Source organism: Ferrovibrio sp. (assembly GCF_029255545.1).
Classification (GTDB): domain Bacteria; phylum Pseudomonadota; class Alphaproteobacteria; order Ferrovibrionales; family Ferrovibrionaceae; genus Ferrovibrio.
On the sequence record NZ_JANLJJ010000030.1, the window covers coordinates 1 to 20,518 of the forward strand.

Below are 20,518 nucleotides of genomic sequence, written 5' to 3' on the forward strand. Positions count from 1 at the left end.
TGAGGGCATTTTCCGCGAGATGAAGCTGCGCGGCCATTACGAGAAGCCGTCCGAGCGCCGCGCCCGCGAGAAGGCCGAGGCGATCCGCCGCGCCCGCAAGCTGGCCCGCAAGCGCGCCCAGCGCGAAGGTTCGATGTAAGTCCGACGCAGATTTCTGCGTGGCAGGAATGAAGCCGCCTCCGGGCGGCTTTTTTCATGAGCCTTTCCCATCCCCTCCCCACAGGGATTATTCTACACTTGTATTGAACAACCATGGAGCTCGGCGGCGTGCACCAGAATGCGCTGCTCCTGCAGGGTCTCGACCATCTCGATCAGGGCATCAGCATCTTCGATCGGGAGCTGAAACTGATTGCCTGCAACCGTCGTTATCTCGATCTGCTGGGATTCCCGCATGACCTCGGCGTGCCGGGCATTTCCGCTGAACGCTTTTTCCGCCTGAATGCCGAGCGCGGCGAATATGGGCCGGGCGACATCGACACCCTGGTGCGCGAACGCGTCGAACTGGCGCGACAATTCCTGCCTCATCATCTGGAACGCCAGCGGCCCAACGGCATAATCCTCGATATCCGTGGCACCCCCCTGCCGGGCGGCGGCTGGGTGACGGTATACAGCGACATTACCGCATCCCGGCGCAATGAACGGGCCTTGCTGCTGGCGCATCAGGAGCTTGAGCGGAAGGTGCTGGAGCGCACCGCCGAATTGCAGGACCAGAAACGCCTGCTTGACGTGGTGGTGGAGAATATCAGCCATGGCATCACGCTGTTCGACACTGATTTGAAACTGCTGATCTGCAACCAGCGCTTCATGGACCTGCTCGACTATCCGGCTGAACTCGCCAGACCGGGTACGCAATTCGAGAGCTTCGTGCGCTGGAATGCCGAGCATGGCGAATACGACGTGGGCGACGTGGAGGCGATGACCCGGGAAAGGGTCGAACTGGCGCGCCATTTCCTGCCGCACCGGATTCAGCGACGGCGCCCGAACGGGCGGACCATCGAAGTCATCGGCACCCCGATCCCGGGGGTCGGTTTCGTGACATCCTATTCCGACATCACCGACCTGCGCCGGGCGCAGGACCAGTTGCGCGACCTGGCCGATACGCTGGAGACCCGCATCGATGAACGCACCGAAGCGCTGACCCGTTATATCGCCGACCGCGAGGCAACCGAACGCGAATTGCTGCGCGCCAAGGAAATGGCGGAAGTCGCCAACCGCTCGAAAAGCGCCTTTCTGGCCAACATGAGCCATGAATTCCGCACGCCGCTGAATGCGATCATCGGCTTTTCCGAATCCCTGCTCGGCGGCTATTTCGGCGCCCTCTCGGCCAAACAGGCGGAATATGTCGATGACATCCATAAATCCGGCATCCACCTGCTGCAGCTGATCAACGACGTGCTCGACCTGGCCAAGGTGGAGGCCGGCCGGATGGAGCCGCATGTCGAAATGGTCGACCCGGCCCTGGTGATCGGAGACAGCCTGGAAATGATGCGCGGCCAGGCCGAGCAGGCCGGCGTGAGTTTGAGCGAGGACCTGCCAGCCGGATTACCGCTGTTGCCAGCGGATGAACGCATGCTGCGGCAGATCCTGCTCAACCTGCTGAGCAACGCCGTGAAGTTCACGCCGCGCGGCGGCCGCGCCTGGGTGACGGTCCGACCCGATACGGAAACCCTCAGCATCAGCGTGCACGACACCGGCATCGGCATGGCACCGCAGGATATTCCCAAGGCGCTGGCGCCGTTCGGACAGGTGCGTGGCGTGCTGACGCGCGAACATCAGGGCACCGGACTTGGCCTGCCGCTGGTGAAATCCCTGACCGAACTGCATGGCGGTCGGCTGGAACTGGCATCGGAGACCGGCCAGGGCACGGTGGCGACGGTGATCCTGCCCTTGCGCAGGATCACGCCTGGGCATGGCTCAGGGGCATAACCGGCGCGCGTCCGCCCGCCGGGCGGCATAATCGGCGGCCGGCGCATCCAGTGACGCACTGAGGCTGCCCAGAAAGGCCAGAAGATCATCGATCTCCTGGCGATCCAGCCGCAGCGGCCTGAGGATCGCCTCGCCGTCGCTATGGAGGCGGTCTTCGTCGAGCTCGGAATAATGCCGCACCACAGATTCCAGGTCGGGCTTGCTGCCATCATGCATGTAAGGCGCGGTGAACAGCAGGCTGCGCAGGGTCGGCACCTTGAATTCCCCCCAATTGCGGTGCTGCTGCACGACATGTCGCACGGGAATGACGGCGGCAGAACCGGGATCGGCATTGTAGCGCCCCAGGCGGTTGAACGGATTCTCCTTCAGTCGGGCGATACCGCGATGCCGGCCGGGATCAACCCGGCGGACCCCATCCGCATCAGTGATAAAAAACGGCAGGCCGGTATCATGGAACTCGCCATTGCTGAAAGCCGGCCCGCTATGGCAGGTGGCGCATTGGCCCCGGCCGGTGAACAATGCCAGGCCACGCTGCGCCGAAGCGGGATAACGCGCCATGGCATCGCGGTCGCCGGCCAGCACGGCATCGCGGAAATCATCAAAGGCCGTGCGCGGGCTGACCAGGGTTTCCTGGAAAGCCGCCAATGCCCGGGCCGCCAGGACCAGCAGCTCCTCGTCATTCTGCGCCAACTGTGCTCCGTCCGCCGCATGGCCGGCCAGGCAGGCCAGCACCGGATCGCCGCGCAGCAATGTGGCCGTGGCAACCACGCTGCCGCCCATCTCACGCGGATCGAGGATCGGACGGATCGCCGCCGCCCACAGGCTGTCGCTGGCGCCATCCCAGCCGAACCAGCGCTGCAACCGGCTGTCGAGCAGACCCGGCGCATTGCGATCGAGCCGCTCCAGTCCGCGACTGCGCGCTTGGCCATCGGACCAGCCCTGCTGCGGCTGGTGGCAGCTCTGGCAGGCTATGCCGCCGTCTTTTGACAGGCGCGGCTCGCCAAACAAGGCCGCGCCCAGCAGTACAGCCGATGGACGGCCAGACAGCGGATTGCCGGTATCAGGATGGAAGGCCGGCGGCCAGGGACCGAAACTGCGGATCAGGCGGAGCTGGGTGGCATCAAAGACCGGCGGCTCAACGGCCTGCGCCCGGCAGGCAGTGACGGTCAGCAACAAGGCGAGCCAGACACGGAACAGCATCATTGGGCATCGAAACGGAAACTCAGCTGTTCCTCGCGCTCAAGGGCGATGAAATCGAACGCGAACTCCCATTCACCCGGCATATGCAGCAGCAGCCCTTCGGCGCGGTAATGCCCCCAGTCGAGCTTGGTGAGGCTTGGCGCATAATTCATGCCGTGGCGATGCGCCGGCATCCAGGCATCGACCCGCACCAGTCGCGGCAATTCGGCCATGCGGGCATCGCAGAGCCGGATGTCGAAGGCGAATGGCGCATTGAGCGGGATCGGCATGGGATCAGACAGCACGACCAGCTTGAAACGCGGCCCTTCGATCACCCGCGCCGCGATTGGAATCTGCTCACAGGCCGCTGCCGGCAGAACAGGCAGAACCAGCAAGGTGGCGGCCAGAAACAATGCCCGCCGCATCGCCGGCCTCAATCCACTGGCCGGAAGCCGGTGCGGGCAAACAGCGCCTCGGCATTGCGCCAGGCGATCTTCTCGGCCAGCGGCCTGGGCAGGTTGGCGAGCCAGCCGCGCGACCATTTGGCGTGCTCCTCGATATAGAACCAGCGTTCCGGCGTGAACGTGTCGGTGCCGACCATGAAGCGGTCGGGAAATTCCTCGAACAGAGCCCGCCAGGCCGGATCGACCTGGCCCTGTGCGGCATGATCGTTGCGGAAAGCCAGATCGGCCCAGAGCGCAGGGTGGCGTCGCAACATGACGCGCACCGCATCGGGGCGGTCGAAACCGGAATGGGCCCACAGGATCAGCGCCTGCGGATCGTGCCTGAACAGCCGCTCAACCGCGTCGGCATCGCTGTGGGCATGCAGGAACAGCTTGTGCTGCCGGGCCAGCGCCACCACGCGCTTGAGCACGGGCAGATCGGCATCGGCGCCATAGACATGGAACTCACCGATCCCGACGTATTTGTATTTCGCCAGCCGCGCCTCGATATGCTGCAGCACGGTTTCATCCCGCATCCAGCTGCCGATCTCGCCGCGGCTGCGATAGGGCCGCAATTCCGGCACGATCAGGTCGGGGGCGGCCTGGTAGAGCTTCTGGGTGCCATCGTCGCTGGAACTGGAGACCAGCACCTTGCGCAGGCCGGCGCGGCGCAGGATGGCGATGGCGTCTTCGGTCGGCACCATCTGCCAGGCATCATGGCTGTAATGCACATGGGCGTCGATCAGCGGCAGGATGGCCGGCTGGGCGGCCGCCGGCACGGCTGCAATAATGGCTGCAATAATGGCTGCAATAACGGCCGACAGCATGGCGATGGCAGAAAGGCTGTGCCGAATCATTCGTCTGCTCCGTCTGACCGGCGCAGTTTACGCCAGAAAGCGGCTTTGCCATCGTGACAAATACGACAGCGGCCCCGCAGGTTGCTGCAGGGCCGCCGGGATACGCTGCCGCGACTCGACCGGTCAGGCCTTGCCCCAGACCTCTTCGGCCAGCTCGACGATCATGCGCAGCTTGGCCCATTGCTCGTCCTCGGCCAGCACATTGCCTTCCTCCGTGCTGGCGAAACCACATTGCGGGCTGAGGCAGAGCTGGTCGAGATCGGCGAACTTGCTGGCCTGCTCGATGCGCCGTTTCAGGGCATCCTTCGATTCCAGCGAGCCCGTCTTGGTGGTGACCAGGCCAAGCACCACCGTCTTGTGGCCCTTGGGCAGATAGCGCAATGGCTCAAAGCCGCCGGAGCGCTCGTTGTCGTATTCCATGAAATAGCCATCGACCTTGATCTTGTCGAGCAGCACTTCGGCCACCGGCTCGTAGCCGCCCTTGGAAATATAGGTCGAGCGGAAATTGCCGCGGCAGAGATGCATCGAGATCACCATATCGGCCGGGCGGTCGGCGATGGCGGTATTGATCATCTCGGCATATTTCATCGGCAGCGAATCCGGGTCGTCGCCGCGCTGGCGCGACAGTTCGCGCTGCTCGGGGTCGCACAGATAAGCCAGGTTGGTTTCATCCAGCTGCAGGTAGCGGCAGCCGGCGGCGGCGAAATCCTGCACTGCCTTTTTGTAGGCCTGGCCGAGATCACGGAAAAACTCGTCGAGATTGGGATAGAGGTCGCGGCTGATCGCGTTACGGCCGCTGCGGAAATGCAGCACGCTCGGCGACGGAATGGTCATCTTCGGCGTCTGCCTGGTATGCGCCTTGAGAAATTTGAAATGCTCGATCATCGGATGGCCGGAATAGCCGATCTTGCCGGTCACCCGCACGCCTTCCGCCCGGGTCTGCACGCCGGCAAACTGGATGCCCTTGTCGGCCGAGGTGTAGTATTCGACGCCATCGAGATACCCAAGGAAATCGAAATGCCACCAGGAGCGCCGGAATTCGCCATCCGTGACGCTCTTGAGGCCGATCTCTTCCTGGCGCCGGATGACATATTCGATCGCCTTGTCCTCGACGGCCTTGAGTTGCTCCGCGCTGATCTTGCCCTCTTTGCGCTGGGCACGCGCCTCTTTCAATTCAGCGGTGCGCAGCAGGCTGCCAACATGGTCGGCGCGGAATGGCGGTTTGGTCCGTTGCATGGTTTCTCTCCCTTTCAGTTCAGTGAGTGGCTTCGGCGACGGTCAGCCAGGCCTCGAGCACCGAAGGATCGGCGCGCAGGGCCGCGCTGGTTGCGGCATGGACGATACGGCCACGTTCCAGCACCAGGACGTGGTCGGTCAGGCTGAGAAGTTTCCTGGCATTCTGCTCGACGATGATCGCCGACAGGCCCTCGTCGCGCGTGATCCGGCCAAGCGCCGCCAGCAATTCCTCGACGATGATCGGGGCCAGGCCCTCCAATGGCTCATCCAGCAGCATGACTTTCGGATTGAGCATCAGCGCGCGGCCGATCGCCAGCATCTGCTGCTCGCCGCCGGAAAGCTGGTTGCCCATGTTGCGGCGCCGCTCGGCCAGGCGCGGAAACATGTCATAGACCCGCCGCGCATCCCATGGCCCGGGGCGGGCCACGGCGGTGAGATTCTCCTCCACCGTCAGCGAGCGGAAGATGTTGCGCTCCTGCGGTACCCAGCCAATTCCGGCGGCGGCGCGCTGATCGGGCCGCAGGGCCGTGATGTCATGGCCGTCGAGCCGGATGCGGCCAGCGCGATAGCGGGTGACGCCGACAAGGGAATTGATCAGCGTGGTCTTGCCCATGCCGTTGCGCCCCAGCAGGGCAAGCGAAACCCCGGCGGCAAGGCTGAAGCTGAGGCCGTCCAGCACGACGGCCTCGCCATAGCCGGCGGCAAGCCGCTCGACAGTCAGAAGCTCAGCCATAGACGGGCTCCTCGCCAAGATAGACCTGCTTGACGCGCGGATCACGGGCAACCTCGGCGGCCGGTCCCTCCATGAACAGCCCGCCATTGACCAGCACCGAGATCGTGTGGGCGAAGCGGAACACAAGCTGCATGTCATGTTCGATCAGGACCAGGCTGACCGAATCCGGCAGGGCGGCGACGACGTCGAGGATCTGGTGCCGCTCGGCCTCCGGCACGCCGGCCGCCGGCTCATCCAGCAGCAATACCGAAGGTTTGGCCGCCAGCGCCACGGCGATTTCCAGCAGGCGCTGCTTGCCATAGGCAATCGTGGCCACCGGCTGGTCCCGCTCCTCGGCGATGCCAAGGCGCTCCAGCAGGTCGCCAGCCTCATCAAGCAGCTCTCCGCGCCGGCCGACCGGGCGCCACCAGCCCGTCGCCTTGCCCTCGCGCTGCGCCACCGCCAGCACCAGGGTTTCGAGCGGCGTGAGATCGGGGAAGAGCTGGTTGATCTGGAACGTGCGCGCCAGGCCGAGCTGCACACGGCGATGCGACGGCAGGGTCGTGACGTCGCGGCCGTTGAGCAGGATGCGGCCATCGGTGGGCTGCAGCACGCCGGTCAGCAGATTGACCAGAGTGGTCTTGCCGGCGCCGTTTGGCCCGATCAGGGCGTGGCGGGCCCCGGCCGGCAGCCGGAAACTGACATCATTGGTGGCGATCAGGCCGCCAAAGGCCTTGCGCAGGCCTCGCGTTTCGAGAACTGGAACCTCCGGCGCCGGCGTCATGCCCTGCCCCCCAACCCGCGCAGGCGGTCGCGTAGCATGCCGGCCAGGCCGAGCAGCCCGCCGCGGCCGAACAGCACGATGGCGACCAGCGCCATGCCGACCCAGAACTGCCAGTATTGCGGGGTGATCGCCGCCAGCCAGTCATACATCAGCTTGAAGGCGACGGCGCCGATAATGGCGCCCCATAGCAGACCGCTGCCGCCCAGCACCAGCACCAGCAGCACATCGGCAGAGCGGTGGAAATCCAGCACGTCGAGCGAGACAAACTGCGTCGTCTGCGCCAGCAGGCCGCCAGCAATGCCGGCATAGGCGGCGGCAATGGTGTAGATCGTCACCAGCCGCAGGTTGGTTGGCACGCCCATGGCGCTGGTACGCAGGCTGTTGCCCTTGATCGCACGCAGCATCAGGCCGAACGGCGAATGCACCAGCTGGCGCGCCACCAGGAACAGCACGAACAGCACGCTGAGGCTGTAGAGATAGGCGGTGCTGCCGAAGATGTCGAATTCGAACAGGCCCAGCACCGGCCCCATCGTCACGCCGGTCAGGCCATCGGCGCCACCGGTGATGGCGTCGAACTTGTTGGCCAGTTCGCGCAGGATGAGCGCCACGCCGAGGGTGACCATCAGCTTGGTCAGGTCGGTGCCACGCAGCACCAGGAAGCTGGACAGCAACCCGAGCAAGCCGGCGCCGGCCCCGGCGGCCAGCAGTCCGAGTATGGGATCATTCATGCCATGTCTGGCCAGCAGGCCGGCGATGTAGGCGCCAAGGCCGAAAAATGCGGCATGGCCGAGGGAGACAATTCCGGCATAACCGAGAATCAGATCCAGCGACAGGGCGAACAACGCCAGGATGGCGATCTCGTTGAGCAGCAGCAGCCGGGTCGGCAGCAGCCAGAGCAGGGCCAGCGCCAGCACCCAGAAGCCGATTTCCAGCGGATGCCAGCGTGCTGCATCGGCGAGTTTGCCGCGGGATGTCGCGCGGCCGGGCCAGATCATGGAGAGGAATTGCGGCATGGCGGGCCTCAGCGCGCCGTGGCGCGGCCAAACAGGCCCTGAGGACGCCAGATCAGCACGAGCACCATGATGGTATAGATGATGAAGGATCCAATCTTGGGCATGTAATACTTGCCCGCGACATCGGCGATGCCGAGCAGGATCGAAGCCAGGAAGGGGCCGGTCAGCGTCGTGGTGCCGCCAACGCTGATCACCACCAGGAAATAGATCATGAACTTGACCGGAAAGCCGGGATCGAGGCCGAGGATTTCCGCGCCCAGTACGCCACCGAGGCCAGCCAGGCCGGAACCGAAGGCAAATGTAAGCGAAAAGATCAGGTTCACGTTGATGCCCAGACCCTGGGCCACGCGCGGATCGTCGACGGCAGCCCGCAGCTGGCTGCCGAACCGCGTTTTGCTGAGGACCAGTTGCAATGCCACCGCCAGCAGCAGGCAGATACCGATCACGAACAGCCGATAGACGCCGATGCTGATGCCGAACAGATCAATGCGGCCGCGCAGGGAATCGGGCAATGTGATCAGCTGCTGCTGCGCGCCCATGAAATAGTCGATTGCCGACATCGCCATGAAAACCAGGCCGATCGAAAACAGCACCTGGTCGAGATGGCTCTTGCCATAAAGATGGACATAGAGCGTGCGCTCCAGAATGGCGCCCAGAAACGCGGTGGCGATGAACCCGGCCGGCAGGCAGAGAAAGAATGAAACGCCATAGCGGTTCATCAGCACGACGGTGAGATAGCCGCCAGCCATGGCGAAAGCGCCATGGGCCAGGTTGATGAAATTCATCAATCCGAGAGTAATCGAGAGGCCGCAGGCCAGGACGAACAGCAGCATGCCATAGGCAAAGCCGTCGAACAGGATGGTCAGCACGGGAATCTCTTTCGCGATACGGACGGCCGGCAGCTTGTATGCCGGCCGTCCCGACGGGGCCGGGGTTACTGCTTGGCCGCCTTGACCGGATCCTTCACCGCTTCCAGCGTGGCGAATTCGACGTTGTAGAGCTCGCCATCCACCTTCTCGACCTTGCGGATATAGATATTCTGCACGATGTCGCGGGTCTGCGGGTCGATCGATACCGGGCCACGCGGGCTGGTCCAGCTCATGCCTTTCATCGCCTCGATCAGCTTGGTGCCGTCGGCATCGCCATTGGTCTTCTTCAGCGCCTGATAGACCAGATGCATGCCATCCCAGCCGCCAACCGCCATGAAGTTCGGCCGCATGTCCTTGTTGGCGGCGCGGAAGGCATCGACGAAGGCCTTGTTCTCGGGCGACTTGTGCGCCGCCGAATAATGATGGGAATTGACCACGCCAAGCGCCACGTCGCCCATTTTGTTCAGGATGTCGTCGTCGGTGACGTCGCCGGTGGCGATCAGGCGGATGCCATCCTTGGCCAGTTCACGCTCGGCGAACTGCTTCATCACCAGCGCGCCGACGCCCGACGGCACGAAGACGAACAGGGCATCGGGCTTGGCATCCCGGGCCCGCTGCAGGAACGGGGCAAATTCCGGATTCTGCAGCGGCACGCGCAATTCAGCGGCGACCTGGCCGCCGGCCTTGGTGAAACGCTCCTTGAAGGCCTTCTCGGCATCATGGCCCGGGCCATAATCCGTCACCATGGTCACGACCTTCTTGATGCCGTTCTTGGCTGCCCAGTCGGCAATACCGACAGTGGCCTGCGGCAGGGTGAAGCTGGTCCGCGCGATATAGGGCGACTGCTCGGTGATGATCGAGGTTGCCGCCGCCATCACGATGGCCGGCACCTTGGCCTGGGTGGCAATCGGCGCAGTGGCCAGCGCCAGCGGGGTCAGGCCAAAACCGGCCAGCACGTTGACCCGCTCGGTCACCACCAGTTCCTGCGCCAGGCGTTTGGTGACATCCGCCACGCCGGTATCGTCCTTGACGATCAGTTCGATTTTCTTGCCGGCCACCATGTTGCCGTTCTGCTGCATGTAAAGCCGCGCCGCCGCCTCGATCTGACGGCCGGTGGAAGCGAAAGGTCCGGTCATTGGCAGCAGCAGACCGATCTTCACCGTCTGCTGGGCCTGCGCCGCAGCCGCGCCGAACAGACCGAGCCCGGCAAGCAGGACTGCAAGAAATTGTCTGCGTTTCATCGTTTCCTCCGTTTTTATTCATTGATCCGCCATCGTGCGTTATGCGCACGACGGCGGCCTCTTTTTTCATACCGTAGCGGACTTTGGCGCAACGCCACGCGGATGCAAGCGGAATCTGCGGGCCACGGCGTCACTGATCAGCGCGCCAGGCCGTATCGATGACCAGACCACCATGGACGGCACGCGAAACGCAGGCGCAGAGGCGATGGTTTTCGCGCTTCTGCTGTTCGCTCAGGAAGACATCGCGGTGATCGATTCCGCCTTCCACCGCCACGACATCCACCGCGCAGAGACCACATTCCCCGCGCCGGCATTCCGACATCACTTCGACGCCAGCCGCTTCCAGCGCGTCAAGCATCGTACTGTTTTCCGGCACCGCGATTTCGATGCCAAGCCGCGGCACCTTTACCCAGAACGGTTCATTCGGCTGCAGTCCGCCGCTGCCGAAGGTTTCAAAGCGCAGGCTTGATGAGGACCTGTCCAATTGAGCCAGCACGTCCTGCAGGCCGGCCAGCATGCGGGATGGACCGCAGAAGTAAATGTCTGCATGTGCCGGCAGGACCGCGACCTCCCGCATCAGGTCCATGCGGTTCGCCTCATCGGATACGAACAGGCCGAGGCGATCACCCAGCCGCGTGGTCAGCATGTCCGCGAAGGCGAGGTCGCGCCGGCTGCGCACGGCATAGAGCAGGCGGAAGTCGGCGCCACGCTGCAGCAGCGCCTCGGCCATGCCAAGCAGTGGCGTGATGCCAATGCCGCCGGCGATCAGCAGATAGGATGCCGCGCCATGTTGCAGCGGGAAGCGATTACGCGGCGCGGAGACCTGCAGGCGCTGGCCTGGCAACAGACCATGCAGCCAGGACGAGCCGCCGCGGCTGGCCGCGACCCGCTTGACCGCAATGCGATAAACCGCCGGGTCAGCCGTGCCGACCAGCGAATAGGAGCGCCGATCCAGCCGGCCATTGAGATCGACGGCAAGGTCGATGTGACTGCCTGGATCCCAGGCAAGCGCGCCACCAACTGGCGCAATTTCAAGAAGCCGGATATCGGGCGTCAGGTCCCGGGTTGCCGTCAGGGTCGCCTCAGTCCAGACCGGATCATTCTGCATGACGTCTTCCTCGTCGCTTCAGGCCGATTTGCGGATCAGCGCCATGCCAGGCACCAGATCGCGCGCCGCCTGGTGCCCCAGCGCCAGAACCAGATTGCGATGGGCGACGCGGGAATGCTCGCGCATCAGGGCTTCGGCGCGGGCTCCCTCGCGATGTTCGATGGCCTCGATCACACCACGATGCTGCTCCTGCGCCACCAGCAGGATGGCCCGCGATTCCGGCAGCGCCGCCTGCACTTCGACAAAGGCGCTGGGCGAGGCGAAGGGCAGCGCCACCGCACGCTCGATCTGGCGCGTCACCACCCGGCTGCCCGCCAGGCCAATCAGCAATTGATGGAATCGTTCGTTCAGCGTGACATAGTCGGAGAACATCTCCTCGTCCTGCTTGCCCTGCACCAGGCGGTCGAGGCCATGCAGGCATTCCTTGATCTCGGCAAGCTGCCCCGGCCGCACCCCGCGTTCAGCGGCCAGCCGCGCCGCCAGTCCTTCCAGCGTGCCGCGGGTTTCGATGGCGTCGAAAATATCGGCCTCGGAGAAATGCCGTACGGCATAGCCACCCGACGGCAGTGCCTCCAGCAGTCCTTCCTCCTCCAGCCTGACCAGCGCCATGCGCACCGGCGTGCGCGAGACGCCGAGACGGTCGACGATGGAAAGCTCGGACAGCCGCTCGCCGGCCTTGAGCTCGCCGCTGAGGATCAGTTCGCGCAGGGACAGGATCGTCTTGATTGATTGCGACATGATTATTCTGCCGCCGCCGTGAAGAGCATCCCGCGCTCCGCCTCGATCATGCGATCGATCTTGCGGCGGGCCCACATCGAACCGGCATCGATATTGAGGTTGTAGAAGGGCCGGCCTGGATGGGCATCGATGGCCCGCTGCTGCGCTTCCAGGATGATTTCATCTTCGCGGAAAATGCCAGACACGCCCTGGCGCAGTTCGGTGGTCAGGCTCTGCTGATCCAGCCGGTAGTTGCGGGCAAAAGCCCAGAAGTAATGGCAGGTCTTTTCGGTTTCCGGCGTGATCGTATTCAGCACATAGCCGTTGACGCCCTGACTGCGGTCGCCGTCTGGCGCCCCCGTACCCGTCGGCGCAACGCCGACATCGATCACCACTGTGCAGGGCGCCTCGAAACGGATGATCTGCCAGCGGTCGACCCGGCCCGGCTTGCCCAGTTGTCCGGCCCAGAATGGCGGCGGCTCGATATCGCGCATCCAGCGGGTGACCGTGGCGAACCGTTCGCCATGCGTCACCTCGAAGGGGGCCTCCGCCACGGCGCGGTTGCCGATGCTGGAGCCATGCACGAAGGTCTCGTGGGTCAGATCCATCAGGTTGTCGACCACCAGCCGGTAATCGCAGCGAGCATGGATGGTCTCGCCATCGCCGGTCCAGGCCGGATCATGATTCCAGTGCAGATCCGGCACTTTCGCCGGATCGGCCAGAACCGGATCACCAAGCCACAGCCAGATGAAGCGATGGCGTTCGACCACCGGAAAGCCGCGCACGCAGGCGGAGGGGTTGATGGTGTCCTGCGACGGCATATGGGTGCAGCGGCCACGGGCATCGAAGACCAGGCCGTGATAACCGCAGACCAGGCTGCCGTCAGGCTGCAGATGCCCTTTCGAGAGCGGCAGCAGGCGATGCCAGCAGGCATCCTCCAGCGCCGTGACGCTGCCATCGGGCTGGCGATACAGCACGATGGCTTCATCGCAGATTGTCCGGGCCAGCAGGCTGCGTTTGACCTCGTGATCCCAGGCGACCGCATACCAGGCATTTTTCGGCCAGGGCTGGTTGCCGGATTTCGCTGTCGTCGCCTTATCCGAGGCGAATGGCTGCAGATCGGCCATTGCGACTCATCCTCCCTTTTATTGAATGCAGTATGTATACATTGAAGTGTAATTCAGGGCAAATTTTCGTATTTTGTTCTTATAATTCGGCAATAAATCATGATTAATGTATACATACCATCAATAGGAGAATTTGATTAAAACCAACCAGCCATGCCGATACCCAACCATCCCTGGCAGCTTTCCGCTGCCGACCTGCATCAAAAATTCCGCACCCAGAGCCTGTCCCCCGTGGTGGTGGCCGAGGCCGTGCTGGCGCGGATCGCAGCGCTCAATCCGACCCTGAACGCCTTCGTCCATCTGGATGCGGCCAGCGCCATCGCGGCCGCAGAGGCCAGCGCCGAACGCTACCGGGCAGGGCGGCCCCTTGGACCGCTGGACGGCGTGCCGGTCTCGATCAAGGACAGCCTGCTGGTTGGCGGCATGCCCGCCACCTGGGGCAGCCGGCTGCTGGAAGGCAATGTCCCGGCACAGGACGAATTACCTGTGGCGCGGCTGCGTGCCGCCGGCGCCGTGCTGCTGGGCAAGACCAACGTGCCGGAATTCACCGTGCAGGGTTACACCTGCAACCTGCTGTTCGGCGCCACGGGCAATCCGTGGAATCCGGCGCTGACGCCGGGCGGTTCGAGCGGCGGCGCGGTGAGCGCGGTGGCAGCCGGGCTTGGCCCGCTGGCGCTGGGCACCGATGGTGGCGGCTCAACCCGGCGGCCGGCCGGCCATACCGGCCTGGTCGGCCTGAAGCCCAGCCTGGGGCGCATCGCGCGCACCGGCGGCTTCCCGGAAATCTACAACGACCTGGAAGTGATCGGCCTGTTCGGCCGCCGCATCGAGGATGTCGCAACGATGCTTTGCGCGTTATCCGCGCCAGATCCGCGCGACCGCCATTCACTGGCCTTCCGCGCCGCTGTTGCGATGGAAGAAACGCAGGACCTGACGAAGCCGCCGCGCATCCTGTATGCGCCACGTCTAGACCAGCATCCGGTGGATTCCGGGATAGTCGCTGCCACCGATACCGCCGCCGATGCCCTGCGCCGTGCCGGCTGCCTGATCGAAAACGGCCCCCTGCCCTTTGACATCGATGCCGCGATTGCTGCCCTGGCCGTGCTGATGCCAACAGGTCTGGCGATGATCGTGGATCGCCTTGGCGGACCGGAGCGGATCACCCCGGCGCTGCTGCCAATGTATGAAAGCGGCAAAGCGGTCAGCGGCGGCGCCTATCTCGCCGCGCTCAATCATGCGACCGATCTGCGCCGCGATCTTGCCGGCTTCTACAGCGCCTATGACGCTATCCTGACGCCGAGCACCGCGGCCCAGCCCTGGCCAAAAGATAAGGTTTATCCCGAGCGGATCGCCGGACAGGATGCCGGTCCGCGCGGCCATGCGGTCTATACCGGCTGGGTCAATCTGGCCGGACTGCCAGGCATCAGCCTGCCGGCGGAACCCGATGCCAATGGCATGCCGATCGGCATCCAGCTGGTTGGCGGTTTCGGCAGCGATGCGCTGCTGCTGGCGATCGGCCGACGCTACGAGGCGATCGCGCCCTGGGCCGAGCGCTGGCCAGCCATCGCAGGTTAAGCGGCGCTTCAGGCCGCCGGAATGTCGCGGTAAAGCTTCGCCAGCTTGGCCTGGAAATCCGGCCTGGTCTTGGCCAGGCTGCCGGCCACCGGATCGGCGCCGGCCAGCATGGTGTCGGTGGCATCGCGCGAAAAATCGACCACGAATTCCACCCGGGCACGACGGCGCTGCTCGATGGCCTCCAGCGCATCGCCCAGGGCATGCCCGCCATCGCCCAGGGCAGTACCGAGCATGCTCACGGCCACGCAGGCATCTTCGATCGCCTGGGTGGCCCCCTGGCCCAGGGTTGGCACCATCGGATGCGCGGCATCACCCAACAGCAGAATCCGGCGACCCGGATCGCTGAATACCGGGGTCGCCTCCTGCAGCCGTGCCCAATGGATTTCCGACAGGTTGTTGCAGATGGCATCGATCAGGAAAGCGCACTGGTCGCTGGGCACTGCATCCTGCGGCGTATAGAGCGCGCGCAATACCTCGGCCCGCCTGGCTTCCAATGGGACATCCTGGTCGGGCAGGATCGGGAAAGAACCGGCGATATAGGTTCCATTCCCCGGCACGCGGAAAGCCAGCAGGCGGTTCGGGCCGTTGAACCACTGCTCGTAATCGTCGACCAGATCAGGGCGGCTCTGCTCGATCAGCAGCCGGAAAATGCAGACGCCGAGAAAATAGGGCTGCGGCTTGCCGAGGAAGGTTTCGCGCACCCGGGAATAGCGGCCATCACCACCGACCAGCAGGTCGACGCCGTCGATCCTGCCTTCAGCGCCGGTCTGCCGATCCACGGTCTCGACGACGATCGGCCCGGCCTCTCCCGCGCGGGCATAGCGCATGGCGGTCACCTCGACACCGAAGCGCACGCGGTCCAGCACCGGCTGGCGCAGCAGGGCATAAAGCTGCGACCAGCGGATGCGGATGCCGTCATTGTCGGCCACTTGCGTCAACGGCAGGTTCATCAGTTCCCGGCCATCGGTGAGAGAAATGCGCCAGTTCGACCAGGGCAGGCTGGATGAAACCAGCAAATCGGCAAGATCAGGCAGGAAATGCCGCAGGGCCTTAATCGCATTGGGACCGACATTCAGACCGGTGCCGGCATCGCTGTGATCATCGGCGCTGGCACGCTCCAGGCAGATCACCTCGGCATCCGCAATATTGCGCAGGCCATAGGCCAGAATGCTGCCGGCCACCCCGGAACCGACGATGACGATGCGTTTCCGCTGACTGCTCATTTCCCGCCCCAATGCACAAAGGTTTTCTCAATGGTGAGGAATATCCAGTTCATGCCGTAGCCCAGCGCCCCGGCCGCGAAGATCGCCGCATACATGGTCGGCATCTCGAACAGCATCTGCGCCTCGATCAGGCGGTGGCCGATGCCATCGGTCGAGCCGATGAACATTTCGGCCACCACGATGATGACCAGGCAGAGCGAGATGCCATTGCGCATGCCGATGAATGTCTGCGGCAGGGATTCCCAGAAATATACGTCAGTCAGCACCTGAAATTGGTTGGCGCCCATCACCCTGGCCGCCAGAACGCGGGTCTTGCGCGCATTCATCACGCCATAGGCAACGTTGAACAGGATCACCAGCACGGCGCCGAAGGCGGCCACCGCGATCTTGGTCTTGTCGCCGACGCCGAACAGCACGAGGAAAAGTGGAAACACCGCCGAGGCCGGGGTGGAACGGAAGAAATCGATCACGAATTCGACCGAGCGGTAAAACTTGTCGGCGGCGCCCAAGGCCACGCCAAGCGGAATGGCAATCGCCGAGGCGATCAGGAAGGACAGAACGGTGCGATAGATGGTCTGGACGAAATCGGTCAGCAGCGGCCCGCCGACCAGACCGTCATACAGCGCCTTGAAAGCCTTCTGCGGCGGCGGCAGCAGCACCGGGTCGGCTACCTCCAGCACAGTCGCCACCCACCAGACCAGCAGCAGCAGGACCACACCGATCATCGGCCGCAGCCGGCCGAGCTTTCCCGCGATGTCCATCACAATCTGGCCTCCCGGCGGAAGATATCGAGGCAATGGCTTTTGATCTCGACGAATTTCGGATCTGACAGCGTTTCGGCCGAGCGCGGTCGCGGCAGCGGCACCTCGACGAGATCAGCGATTTTCGTGGGCCGCCGGGTCAGCAGCAGCACGTAATCGGCCAGGTAGACGGCTTCTTCCAGGTCGTGACTGACGATCACCATGGTGGTGTTCGTCTCCATGAACGCCTTCTGCATCTGGTCGCGCATGAACAATGTCATCTCGTAATCCAGCGCCGAAAAGGGCTCGTCCAGGAACAGGACTTCCGGCTCCATCACCAGCGAGCGCAGAATCGACACGGTCTGCTGCTGGCCGCCAGATAGCTCGTAGGGGTAACGGTTGAAATCGATCTTGACCTGGAAGCGGCTGAGCAGTTTCTGGACCTTTTCCTCGCGCTCCCTGCGGCCCAACCCCATCAGCTTGAGTGGATAGTGGATATTGTCGATGGCGCGCAGCCAGGGAAACAGCGCCTCGCGGTAATTCTGGAACACATAACCGATGCGGGTCTCGTCGATGGTCTTGCCATCGAACAGGATGTCGCCCTTGTCGACCGGGATCAGGCCGGCAATCATGTTGATGATGGTGCTTTTGCCGCAGCCATTCGGACCGAAGACCGAGACTACCTTCCCGCGCGGCAGATCAAGGTCGAAATCCTGATATAGCGGGCTGCCCTGGAACTGCTTGGACAGGCCCCGCACGGTGATATGCGTGCCGGGCGGAAACCAGCGATAGGACTTCTCGCTCTGATCGGCCGGCGGGCTGCCTGGTGCGGCAGCCGAAGCCGCCGCACCGCCCGTGACCAGCCGCATCGCCGCCCGCGTGCGCGCAATCATCAGCTACCCGCCTTCTTGTCGAGCACCACCAGGTATTTCAGGCTGTCGACCTTGTCCTTGATCACACCGCTCTCGACGGTGAAATCGATCACCTTCTTGAAATCCTGCTTGTCCTGCGCGGAGAGCTGGTCGACCATCAGCATGCGCGGCAGCGGAATGGTCATGGCCAGCTCCGGCGGCGTGAAGGTATTGCCCTTCAGCAGTTCGCGGGTGGTGGGATCCTGCTCGATATCCTTCAGCGCCTTGCGCCAGGCAGCCGAGAAACGCCGGGCAACATCCGGCTTCTCCTTCATGAACTTGCCGGTGATGGCGCCGCCGGCCATATAGGCATAAGCCTCTTCCCGGCCGATGATGTATTTCGCCACCACGCCGGCCTCGACGGTCTTGGCCGCGCCGGTATTGTTCATCACCGTGGCATTGGGCTCGAGCGTATAGCCGATATCGAAGGTGCCGGCCTTCATGGCATCGACATGCAGGTTCATCGCCAGTTCGGTCAGCGTATAATCCGCGCCTTCCTTCAGGCCGACGGCGCCAAGCACGGCGCGCGCCATGGCCATGTTGCCGGCGCCCGGGGCCGACATGATCTTCTTCGGCGAGCCCTTGAAATCCTTCACCGACGCCGCGGCGAGGCCGGGCCTGGCGACGAACTGCTCCATCTGGGCGAACTTGTTCTGCCCATAGAGCGATATGTAATGAACCAGCCCCTCCTTCTTGGTATTGGCGTTCATGCCATCGACAGTAACAAGATTGGCGCCGGCATCCAGATCGCCGGTCAGCATGCCCTGCACGATCGGCGGCGCGCCCATCAGCTTGACCATCTCGGCGTCGATATTCTGCTCCTTGAAATAACCGCGCTCGACCGCGACAAAATACGGCAGCGCGGAGGAGACCGGAAAGACGCCGACCTTCACCTTATCGGCGGCTTCGGCACCCTGGCCAAGGCCAAGGGCAATGAGCGTGGCGCCGGCTAGAGCGGCAATTCGGACAGAGCGGATGGTCATTGGTATCTCCTTGTCGGTCAGACGTATTCTTTTTGCGGGGAAACGAAGAAGCTGCTGCCAGCGACATAGCGGCGGCCGGGCGACATATCGGGTGGCGCGCCCTGCTCGGCACGACCGTCAAAGGTCAACTCAAGCTGCACGCCACTGGGATCATAAACAAAGAGCTGCCAGTAGGTTGTGTTGGGCACGAGGAACTCACGCCAGTCCAGGCCGTGTTTCCTGAAGCGCGCGATGAAATCGTGATAGCCGACGCCGGTCAGCGAGATATGGTCAATGGCGCCAGTGCCGCTTGGCACCTGGCCATCGGCACCCAGTGCCGGGCCGCCGGCATAGACATGGATGATCGCTTCGCCCACCGGCGTCGGGACAGCGATCCAGGCGCCGGGATACCCGAAATCGGGCCGCGTCACTTCCGACAGTCCGAGCACGTCACAATAAAACCAGCGGGTCCTTGCCAGATCCGCGGTTTTGATCGCCACATGGAACAGACCAGTGATGGTTCCCGACATAACACGCTGCGTCATCGATTTTGCTGTCCATTGCTGTGCATACAATGTGCCAGCCATGGCGATGGCAGGAATCCGGGCCTGACTCGGGCGTGTCACAGCTTTGCCGCGCAGCGGGTCAGACATGGGGTTGCAGACAGCCCATCACAGCAGCAGTCGACGCCCAATATTTAGGCGCACGCTCTTGCGGCATGCTGAATCGCCCGTGGAAACCGCCGGAATGCATCTTGCTTCTGCTGCAGCAGTCCGTTTGTGGAGTGCGATTGATGCAGGCTTTTGTTTACCGGCTCGCCATGAACCATCCTGGCGATCTCTCCGCCCTGACAGCCCTGTTTGATGCGGGGCAGCTTGATCCCGCCCATGTGGTGGCCGTGATCGGCAAGACCGAGGGCAATGGCGGCGTGAATGATTTCACCCGCGGTTATTTCACCCTGGCTTTTTCCAGCCTGCTGGCCGAGCGGACCGGCCGGCCACGCCAGGAGATTGTCGCAAGAATCCCCTGCGTATTGTCGGGCGGCACGGAGGGCGTCCTGTCGCCACATTATCTGGTGTTCGCGCGCAGGCCGGGCGGGCCGGCCGCTTCATCGGCGAAACGCCTGGCCATCGGGGTCGCCTTCAGTCCGCCGATGCGGCCCGAAGCCGTTGGCCGCATGATGCATGTCGAGATGGTGGCGGAAACCGTTCGGCGCGCCATGACAGACGCCGGCATCGACGATCCGCGCGACGTGCATTTCGTGCAGGTGAAGGCACCCTGCATCACTTCAGCCCGCGCGCAGGAAGCGGCTGCGCGTGGCGCCAGCGTGCTTACCGCCGATTCCAACCGCTCGATGGCCTATGCCAGGGTAGCCGGCACCTTTGGCGTAACGCTGGCGCTAGGGGATGCGCCTGTGGAACGGATCACCGAGGCGGCCATGTTCAACGACTATACTGTGCAATCCGACCGCGCCAGCATCTCATCCGGCGTCGAGGTCGACTGCAACGAGGTGATCCTGCTGGGCAATTCCGCGCGCTGGCGCGGCGAGTTGGCCATCGCGCACCGGCCAATGCAGGACGCGCTGGATATCGGGGCGGTTGCTGCGGTGCTGGATGATCTGGGCATCCGCGCCACGCCACAGGTCCCGGCAGCCGATGCGGTGCGGATTCACGGCGTGCTGGTGAAATGCGAGCCCGACCGGCGCGGTCAGGTGCGCGGCAACCGTCATACCATGCTGGACGACACCGACATCAATGCCCAGCGCCATATCCGCGGCGCGGTCGGCGGTCTGGTGGCAGGCATGCTGGGCGATGGCCGGATCTTCGTTTCCGGCGGGGCCGAACATCAGGGGCCCGATGGCGGCGGCCTGATCGCCGCCATCGCCCGGGTGTGAA

21 protein-coding genes are annotated in these 20,518 nt (G+C 63.8%); 4 read left to right on the forward strand and 17 right to left on the reverse strand.

Going from position 1 to position 20,518, the window contains the following annotated elements; translation table 11 throughout:
• On the forward strand, positions 1 to 139 hold a 139-nt coding region (gene rpsU / locus Q1J79_RS05320), incomplete at its 5' end, for a 30S ribosomal protein S21 (RefSeq protein WP_300297669.1).
• Between the two features lie 113 nt (positions 140 to 252).
• The gene (locus Q1J79_RS05325) at positions 253 to 1,926 is read left to right on the forward strand and encodes a PAS-domain containing protein (protein WP_300297496.1); all 1,674 of its coding nucleotides are present in this window, start codon (positions 253 to 255) and stop codon (positions 1,924 to 1,926) included.
• Here Q1J79_RS05325 and Q1J79_RS05330 read toward each other — a convergent pair.
• The 12 genes from Q1J79_RS05330 to Q1J79_RS05385 form a co-directional block, all read right to left on the reverse strand.
• Entirely contained in the window at positions 1,915 to 3,129 is a 1,215-nt protein-coding gene (locus tag Q1J79_RS05330) for a cytochrome c peroxidase (RefSeq protein WP_300297499.1), read from the reverse strand. The two genes, Q1J79_RS05325 and Q1J79_RS05330, sit on opposite strands and share 12 nt — an antisense overlap.
• Positions 3,126 to 3,530, reverse strand: a complete 405-nt coding sequence (locus Q1J79_RS05335) for a hypothetical protein (protein ID WP_300297502.1) — start codon at positions 3,528 to 3,530, stop codon at positions 3,126 to 3,128. The genes Q1J79_RS05330 and Q1J79_RS05335 overlap by 4 nt, the downstream gene beginning before the upstream one ends.
• Positions 3,531 to 3,538: 8 nt before the next feature.
• Positions 3,539 to 4,405, reverse strand: coding sequence for an amidohydrolase family protein (locus Q1J79_RS05340; protein ID WP_300297505.1), 867 nt, complete (start codon positions 4,403 to 4,405; stop codon positions 3,539 to 3,541).
• A gap of 123 nt (positions 4,406 to 4,528) precedes the next feature.
• On the reverse strand, positions 4,529 to 5,641 hold the full coding sequence (locus Q1J79_RS05345; protein WP_300297508.1) for a 5-methyltetrahydropteroyltriglutamate--homocysteine S-methyltransferase: 1,113 nt from the start codon (positions 5,639 to 5,641) through the stop codon (positions 4,529 to 4,531).
• A 19-nt stretch (positions 5,642 to 5,660) separates the two neighbouring features.
• Positions 5,661 to 6,374 (reverse strand): ABC transporter ATP-binding protein, encoded by a 714-nt coding sequence (locus Q1J79_RS05350; RefSeq protein ID WP_300297511.1) that lies wholly within the window; start codon positions 6,372 to 6,374, stop codon positions 5,661 to 5,663.
• A complete protein-coding gene (locus Q1J79_RS05355; protein ID WP_300297514.1) occupies positions 6,367 to 7,137 on the reverse strand; it encodes an ABC transporter ATP-binding protein in 771 nt (256 codons plus the stop codon). Before Q1J79_RS05355 ends, Q1J79_RS05350 begins: the two co-directional genes overlap by 8 nt.
• Entirely contained in the window at positions 7,134 to 8,150 is a 1,017-nt protein-coding gene (locus Q1J79_RS05360) for a branched-chain amino acid ABC transporter permease (RefSeq protein WP_300297517.1), read from the reverse strand. Before Q1J79_RS05360 ends, Q1J79_RS05355 begins: the two co-directional genes overlap by 4 nt.
• A gap of 8 nt (positions 8,151 to 8,158) precedes the next feature.
• Entirely contained in the window at positions 8,159 to 9,019 is an 861-nt protein-coding gene (locus Q1J79_RS05365) for a branched-chain amino acid ABC transporter permease (protein ID WP_300297520.1), read from the reverse strand.
• Positions 9,020 to 9,084: 65 nt separating this feature from the next.
• On the reverse strand, positions 9,085 to 10,260 hold the full coding sequence (locus tag Q1J79_RS05370; protein ID WP_300297523.1) for an ABC transporter substrate-binding protein: 1,176 nt from the start codon (positions 10,258 to 10,260) through the stop codon (positions 9,085 to 9,087).
• A 130-nt stretch (positions 10,261 to 10,390) separates the two neighbouring features.
• The gene (locus tag Q1J79_RS05375; protein WP_300297526.1) at positions 10,391 to 11,368 is read right to left on the reverse strand and encodes a PDR/VanB family oxidoreductase; all 978 of its coding nucleotides are present in this window, start codon (positions 11,366 to 11,368) and stop codon (positions 10,391 to 10,393) included.
• A gap of 18 nt (positions 11,369 to 11,386) precedes the next feature.
• A complete protein-coding gene (locus Q1J79_RS05380; RefSeq protein WP_300297529.1) occupies positions 11,387 to 12,106 on the reverse strand; it encodes a GntR family transcriptional regulator in 720 nt (239 codons plus the stop codon).
• A 2-nt stretch (positions 12,107 to 12,108) separates the two neighbouring features.
• Entirely contained in the window at positions 12,109 to 13,212 is a 1,104-nt protein-coding gene (locus Q1J79_RS05385) for an aromatic ring-hydroxylating dioxygenase subunit alpha (protein ID WP_300297532.1), read from the reverse strand.
• A gap of 153 nt (positions 13,213 to 13,365) precedes the next feature.
• On the opposite strand from Q1J79_RS05385, the gene Q1J79_RS05390 reads away from it, so the two are divergent.
• Positions 13,366 to 14,787, forward strand: a complete 1,422-nt coding sequence (locus Q1J79_RS05390; RefSeq protein WP_300297535.1) for an amidase — start codon at positions 13,366 to 13,368, stop codon at positions 14,785 to 14,787.
• An 8-nt stretch (positions 14,788 to 14,795) separates the two neighbouring features.
• Here the strand turns inward: Q1J79_RS05390 and Q1J79_RS05395 are convergent, their stop codons facing one another.
• Genes Q1J79_RS05395 through Q1J79_RS05415 form a run of 5 tightly spaced genes read right to left on the reverse strand, consistent with a single transcriptional unit; the run spans position 14,796 to position 19,168 of the window.
• Entirely contained in the window at positions 14,796 to 16,010 is a 1,215-nt protein-coding gene (locus Q1J79_RS05395; protein WP_300297538.1) for an NAD(P)/FAD-dependent oxidoreductase, read from the reverse strand.
• The gene (locus Q1J79_RS05400; protein WP_300297540.1) at positions 16,007 to 16,771 is read right to left on the reverse strand and encodes an ABC transporter permease; all 765 of its coding nucleotides are present in this window, start codon (positions 16,769 to 16,771) and stop codon (positions 16,007 to 16,009) included. The genes Q1J79_RS05395 and Q1J79_RS05400 overlap by 4 nt, the downstream gene beginning before the upstream one ends.
• Entirely contained in the window at positions 16,771 to 17,643 is an 873-nt protein-coding gene (locus tag Q1J79_RS05405; RefSeq protein ID WP_300297542.1) for an ABC transporter ATP-binding protein, read from the reverse strand. Before Q1J79_RS05405 ends, Q1J79_RS05400 begins: the two co-directional genes overlap by 1 nt.
• Positions 17,643 to 18,644 (reverse strand): ABC transporter substrate-binding protein, encoded by a 1,002-nt coding sequence (locus Q1J79_RS05410; protein WP_300297545.1) that lies wholly within the window; start codon positions 18,642 to 18,644, stop codon positions 17,643 to 17,645. Before Q1J79_RS05410 ends, Q1J79_RS05405 begins: the two co-directional genes overlap by 1 nt.
• A 17-nt stretch (positions 18,645 to 18,661) precedes the next feature.
• Complete coding sequence (locus Q1J79_RS05415; RefSeq protein WP_300297547.1) at positions 18,662 to 19,168, reverse strand: VOC family protein; 507 nt, start codon at positions 19,166 to 19,168, stop codon at positions 18,662 to 18,664.
• Between the two features lie 248 nt (positions 19,169 to 19,416).
• Here Q1J79_RS05415 and Q1J79_RS05420 point away from each other — a divergent pair, with 248 nt between their 5' ends.
• On the forward strand, positions 19,417 to 20,517 hold the full coding sequence (locus Q1J79_RS05420) for a ring-opening amidohydrolase (protein WP_300297550.1): 1,101 nt from the start codon (positions 19,417 to 19,419) through the stop codon (positions 20,515 to 20,517).
• Position 20,518: the final 1 nt, after the last annotated feature.

Bases quoted from the DNA above. Each gene is read 5' to 3' on its own strand.
- Q1J79_RS05355 (WP_300297514.1), bottom strand. From the start codon at position 7,137: ATGACGCCGGCGCCGGAGGTTCCAGTTCTCGAAACGCGAGGCCTGCGC.
- Q1J79_RS05325 (WP_300297496.1), top strand. From the start codon at position 253: ATGGAGCTCGGCGGCGTGCACCAGAATGCGCTGCTCCTGCAGGGTCTC.
- Q1J79_RS05415 (WP_300297547.1), bottom strand. From the start codon at position 19,168: ATGACGCAGCGTGTTATGTCGGGAACCATCACTGGTCTGTTCCATGTG.
- Q1J79_RS05400 (WP_300297540.1), bottom strand. From the start codon at position 16,771: ATGGACATCGCGGGAAAGCTCGGCCGGCTGCGGCCGATGATCGGTGTG.
- Q1J79_RS05410 (WP_300297545.1), bottom strand. From the start codon at position 18,644: ATGACCATCCGCTCTGTCCGAATTGCCGCTCTAGCCGGCGCCACGCTC.
- Q1J79_RS05340 (WP_300297505.1), bottom strand. From the start codon at position 4,405: ATGATTCGGCACAGCCTTTCTGCCATCGCCATGCTGTCGGCCGTTATT.
- Q1J79_RS05360 (WP_300297517.1), bottom strand. From the start codon at position 8,150: ATGCCGCAATTCCTCTCCATGATCTGGCCCGGCCGCGCGACATCCCGC.
- Q1J79_RS05380 (WP_300297529.1), bottom strand. From the start codon at position 12,106: ATGTCGCAATCAATCAAGACGATCCTGTCCCTGCGCGAACTGATCCTC.
- Q1J79_RS05385 (WP_300297532.1), bottom strand. From the start codon at position 13,212: ATGGCCGATCTGCAGCCATTCGCCTCGGATAAGGCGACGACAGCGAAA.
- Q1J79_RS05370 (WP_300297523.1), bottom strand. From the start codon at position 10,260: ATGAAACGCAGACAATTTCTTGCAGTCCTGCTTGCCGGGCTCGGTCTG.
- Q1J79_RS05390 (WP_300297535.1), top strand. From the start codon at position 13,366: ATGCCGATACCCAACCATCCCTGGCAGCTTTCCGCTGCCGACCTGCAT.
- Q1J79_RS05350 (WP_300297511.1), bottom strand. From the start codon at position 6,374: ATGGCTGAGCTTCTGACTGTCGAGCGGCTTGCCGCCGGCTATGGCGAG.
- Q1J79_RS05330 (WP_300297499.1), bottom strand. From the start codon at position 3,129: ATGATGCTGTTCCGTGTCTGGCTCGCCTTGTTGCTGACCGTCACTGCC.
- Q1J79_RS05405 (WP_300297542.1), bottom strand. From the start codon at position 17,643: ATGATTGCGCGCACGCGGGCGGCGATGCGGCTGGTCACGGGCGGTGCG.
- Q1J79_RS05420 (WP_300297550.1), top strand. From the start codon at position 19,417: ATGCAGGCTTTTGTTTACCGGCTCGCCATGAACCATCCTGGCGATCTC.
- Q1J79_RS05345 (WP_300297508.1), bottom strand. From the start codon at position 5,641: ATGCAACGGACCAAACCGCCATTCCGCGCCGACCATGTTGGCAGCCTG.
- Q1J79_RS05375 (WP_300297526.1), bottom strand. From the start codon at position 11,368: ATGCAGAATGATCCGGTCTGGACTGAGGCGACCCTGACGGCAACCCGG.
- Q1J79_RS05335 (WP_300297502.1), bottom strand. From the start codon at position 3,530: ATGCGGCGGGCATTGTTTCTGGCCGCCACCTTGCTGGTTCTGCCTGTT.
- Q1J79_RS05395 (WP_300297538.1), bottom strand. From the start codon at position 16,010: ATGAGCAGTCAGCGGAAACGCATCGTCATCGTCGGTTCCGGGGTGGCC.